We start from the raw sequence: 4,621 nt of genomic DNA, 5'->3' as shown, positions 1-4,621 counted from the left end.
TTAGCAGGCATTCACTTTGTCTGAATATCATTATGTTATATTATACCACTATGCGTTTTAAATGCACAACAGCTTAATAAATCTGTTCACTTTATATGCCCTAAGAAGAACTTTCATATCAAAGCCTATTGTTTTTTAGGTCGGAGTCGGAATGTGAAGATAAAAGCTGACATTCAGATAGGTGTTTCGATCATAGGGTCATCTAATCTAACTCGGCCAGGTCTTGAATGTGAGGGAGAATTATGTATTAGTATCCACAACTTCAACTTAACAAAAACATTAATTGCTCGTTTGTCTGAGATATATATTGATTCTAAGGAATATGATTTATGGGAAAAAATAATTGACGAGTACCAGAACAATCAATATAATTCATGGGAACAAAAAATTAAGGAATTTGCAGAAAAAATTAATAAATATAATGGAGAGTCTTCTGAAAATCAAAATGAAGTTCTCTCACCGTCTGAAGAAAAATCTACGCCTGGAAATCAAGATCAACCACCCATAACAGACACACCCGGTAAATTCCTTAAACTAGGTGTCTTGACTGATAGTGTTCTTCTTGCCAAGGCAACTAATCTCGCTAATGATAAAAATATAGGTTGTTTTCACTCGATTCAAACTATAGATGAAGAGAAAAATGATGTTCCTCAAGGTTCTTTATGCCTCTTATTAATAGAAAACAAGATATTTCAAATTGCTAAAATCCTGTCTCACTGTTCCTATCAAGAAAAGACAGAAGGATGTTTTGTAACATATAAAGAAAATCTAACTTATGAGCTTTCTGAGGATATTCGTGAAATTCTTGCGAAAGAAGAGTATAAAATAATATCTGATCCAAAGAATATGGATGAATTACCTTATGAAATTCTAAAGGATTTTGAAGAAGAAGTTAATGAATATCAGGAATATCAGAAAATGCTCGCCGATCCGAAATATCAAAAATGGATAGAAAAAGGTAAGAAGAAGAGGCAATCAAAAATTTACAGCCTATTAGAAGAAATAGAAGAAATAGAAGAAATAGATCTCAACACTTTAAAAAAAAAGCTAAAAGAAATCAGAGAATTAATTTAATTTAATGTGCCATGATTTTGTTCTCAATACAAACTTAATTTTAGAATGATTATGGGATAAAATCATCGTCTTTACCCGCCATAAAAGTAATAGCAGGCTTCTTGCAAAAGTGCCATTTATTGTCAGGAAATCAAAGATAATTTATTGTTTCAGAGTTTATATCTATCTTAAGTCTTTGCTAAAATTTTAAGTAACTTCTTTGCTGGTAAGCCTGTAAGATGGCATATAGAAGGAACTAGAGATAGTGTTAGTATTAGGGTAATAGTAGAACCTGATGGGAGAGGAATTATTGTATTGACTAAGTGAGAAACCCGCTTCGTTTTCTCAAGTGACTTGGCTCATAATGTGCGATAATTCACCAAAATTTTAAATAACCAAAAATGGTGAATAACGGGACTAACCAAACCCCTAAGCAAAATTCGGCTAATTGTGGCAGTATTGATGAATCAGAAAGAGCTTTTGCTGCAACCGAAAGAGCCATCGCTGAATTTCTAGAAAGAGAGGGAAAAAATGTTAAAGCCTTGGTAGAAAAAACCGATGGAGGTAGAAATCCCGATGCTGAGGTAGATGGAAAACGCACTGAATTCAAAAGTCTGGATGCCGGTGCTACAAGCGCTACAGTAAAAAATCAGATCAACAACTCGATTAGACGAGGCGGACAGGCTAGGGATATAATTATAGATGCTAGGGTGTCTGGGTTGATAGAGGCTGAGGCTGAACGAGGTTTGCAGAGGGCGAAAAATATTACACGCGGAAAAATTGATAGCGTCCGAATTATTGGCGATATCTATGACATCAGTTTTACTGAGTTTCAATAAAGGAGGTTTTTATGTCTCGCACAGTAGATATTTTTGTAGACTTTCCACAGGAAATCGAACATTTAATCAAAGAATTAGAGTTTATATTGGCTCTTAAATTAGAGCTGGTTTCTGATGGCATTGACCACTGGTATGAGTTTCGTAACTCAACAATCACTCTTACAGTAGGAAAGCATGATTTTGAAAATGATAAAGACCTCAACTTTGAAGAATACCCTTACAACCTATCAATCAGAGCGCTGAACATCTCGAATGAACTTGATAGAAAAAAGTGGCGCGATGAGTTTGCTAGTTATGTTCTCCACAAGTTGAAAACTACCGAAAGGTATCGTTTAATGCTGGTGGATGACTTACAAGTGAAGTTAGAGGAGTTTGCGCAATTGGTGAAGGTTTGATCGAACATCATACAGGCAAGTTCTGAAACCGATTTGTAAAAACGAGGAAATGACTATGGTCACTGCTACTGCTGCACAGAAGAATTTTACTTTAGAAGACTTCATGGCTAATCCCCCCGACAACATGGAATTGGTAGACGGCCAACTTGTGGAGAAAAATGGAGCCACGCTCAAGCATGGTAAAATTCAATCAAGCCTGGGTTGTGCTTGGGCAAATTACATGATTTCCAGCAAACAAGGAGGAGAAGTTTATATTTCACCACCTTGCCGCACCAACCGACAAATTCGCCGTCCAGATGTCGCTTATCTCACACCCGAATTAGTTGCACAATTTGGCAATCTTGCCACTTTACCCCAAAGTTTCCCTTTAATTGCCGAAATAGTTTCACCCACCGATATCGCTGAAGATGTCTTTCTCAAAGCACAGGAATATTTAAAATCTAGCTGTCAGGAAGTCTGGTTAGTTTTTCCCGAAAGTCGTTTAATATTCGTGATGACTCAAAATCAAATATTGACATTTCGATCCGGCGATACCGCCAGTACCCAACAAATCCTGATCGGTTTTAGCATCGATGTCGATCGATTGCTAGCTTAAACTAAATTCTACAACCTTTCATGTAGCAGCACGCGACACAAAACTCTCCTCTAGCCGTTGCACCAGTTTTGAAATCAAATTGCTACAATATTCTTAATACTCCGCCAGTCCGCCTTCACGGACTTCGTTTCTATAGCATCGGAATTCTATTCGGTGGTATTGAATTAATATCCCACCCTTATCGGAGCAAACCGCCATGTCAGACGACTTTTCCTTAGACGAGCTTTTAAATAGAAGTTATTACGCCTTCAAAGACGCAGAAGACCAAGTGGGACAGTGCAATGTTTTAGTCATCGGCAAAACCGGCGTCGGCAAAAGTACCCTAATAAATTCCGTTTTTCGCCAACGCTTAGCAGAAACCGGAGTCGGCCGCCCCATCACTCAAGGCATCCGCCAATATACCAAACCGAATTGCCCAATTACAGTCTACGATACTCCCGGACTCGAACTCAACGCCGAACAAATTAAAGTTATTCAATTAAACGTTGCTAAACTGATTGAAGACCAAAGACTCCTGCACCCAAAAGAACACATTCACGTCATCTGGTACTGCATCAATCACAGCGCCAATAGAATAGAATCTGTGGAGGAAAGCTGGCTAAAAGAAATGGAAGTCAAAGATGTACCAGTTCTTTTAGTGCTGACTCAGACGACATCTAAAAAGCCGGGCGAGTTTTTCAAGCAACTGGAACACATAAATTTGCCAGTCAGTCAAATCATCCCGGTCATGGCTGAACCGGAAGAAATTGATGAGGAGTATACAGTAAAATCTCACGGTTTAGATAAGTTGGTAGATGCAACTTTTCAACTGCTGCCGGAAGTAGCTAAAAAAGCTTTTGTTAAAGAACAAATTGCTAATATTGCGCTCAAATCCGATATGGCATTTAAGTATCTAAGTGCTTATGTAGCCGGTTCCGCAATTGTCGGCGCGACTCCTGTACCGTTTGCTGATGCGCCGATTTTGATGACGATGCAAACAGCAATGATTGCTAATATTACTGTGATTTTTGGAATGCCCTTTGATAAGGGCTTTATTTCGGCGATGCTGTCTGCTATTAGCGGCGCTGGCGGGGTTACTGCTGTCGGCAGAAGTATTGTTACTAATTTGATTAAAATGATTCCTGGTGCGGGTACAGTTGTCGGCGGTGCTATCTCCGGTGCAACCGCAGCAACTCTCACGCTTGCTCTAGGTTTGGCTTACATTGAAGTGCTTAAAGCTTACATGAAAGCTCAAGTTAATGGCGAACAACTTTCTTTGCAACAGTTAACCAAGATGTTTGTGGAAATGTACAAGGAGTATGCTAGTTCTGGGCGTAAAACTTTGAAGGATGAGCAACCGAATCAACCTAAGCCTCCCAATCAAATTAATATTGAGTAAATTGGGCATAGGGCATGGGGCATAGGGCATAGGGCATAGGTTATTTGTTAGTTCCAATTACCAATTACCAATTACCAATTACCAATTACCCATTACCCATTACCAATTGATTGCTACAATATGAGTGAATTCTGCAAAAGGGAGTAAATGGCTATGGTAATGGCTGCCGTTTTATCAGAAAATGTTTCTCTAGAAGACTTTATGGCTAATCCCCCCGACGATATGGAATGGGTGGACGGGCAAATTGCGGAGAAAAATGGCATGACAGTAAAACACAGTCGCATCCCATTGGTGACAAGTTAAGGAAAAAGGGAAATTGTCAAGGGTAGTATTTGCATGGGTCTGGGATCGTGGGAAACTT

General features: G+C 38.9%; 6 protein-coding genes. All 6 read left to right on the top strand.

The features are described 5' to 3' along the window. Nucleotides 1–153 precede the first annotated feature (153 nt). Nucleotides 154–1,074, top strand: a complete 921-nt coding sequence (locus QUA03_RS28305; protein ID WP_333216969.1) for a hypothetical protein — start codon at nucleotides 154–156, stop codon at nucleotides 1,072–1,074. 380 nt (nucleotides 1,075–1,454) lie between these two features. Next, complete coding sequence (locus QUA03_RS28300) at nucleotides 1,455–1,892, top strand: CdiA C-terminal domain-containing protein (RefSeq protein WP_333216967.1); 438 nt, start codon at nucleotides 1,455–1,457, stop codon at nucleotides 1,890–1,892. A gap of 11 nt (nucleotides 1,893–1,903) precedes the next feature. After that, complete coding sequence (locus tag QUA03_RS28295) at nucleotides 1,904–2,287, top strand: hypothetical protein (RefSeq protein WP_333216965.1); 384 nt, start codon at nucleotides 1,904–1,906, stop codon at nucleotides 2,285–2,287. A 55-nt stretch (nucleotides 2,288–2,342) separates the two neighbouring features. Further along, nucleotides 2,343–2,882 carry a Uma2 family endonuclease gene (locus QUA03_RS28290; protein WP_333216963.1) on the top strand — a complete coding sequence of 180 codons (540 nt, stop codon included), beginning with the start codon at nucleotides 2,343–2,345 and terminating at the stop codon, nucleotides 2,880–2,882. 196 nt (nucleotides 2,883–3,078) lie between these two features. Next, nucleotides 3,079–4,260, top strand: coding sequence for a GTPase (locus QUA03_RS28285; protein WP_333216961.1), 1,182 nt, complete (start codon nucleotides 3,079–3,081; stop codon nucleotides 4,258–4,260). Nucleotides 4,261–4,413: 153 nt separating this feature from the next. Then, nucleotides 4,414–4,563: a hypothetical protein gene (locus QUA03_RS28280; RefSeq protein WP_333216959.1), complete on the top strand. Its 150-nt coding sequence runs from the start codon at nucleotides 4,414–4,416 to the stop codon at nucleotides 4,561–4,563. The last annotated feature ends 58 nt before the right edge of the window (nucleotides 4,564–4,621 follow it).

The sequence above is a fragment of the Microcoleus sp. S36b_A4 genome (genome assembly GCF_036700645.1).
Classification (GTDB): domain Bacteria; phylum Cyanobacteriota; class Cyanobacteriia; order Cyanobacteriales; family Microcoleaceae; genus Microcoleus.
The sequence above is the reverse complement of the archived record's forward strand: the minus strand, read 5'-3'. Positions and strand labels throughout refer to the sequence as shown.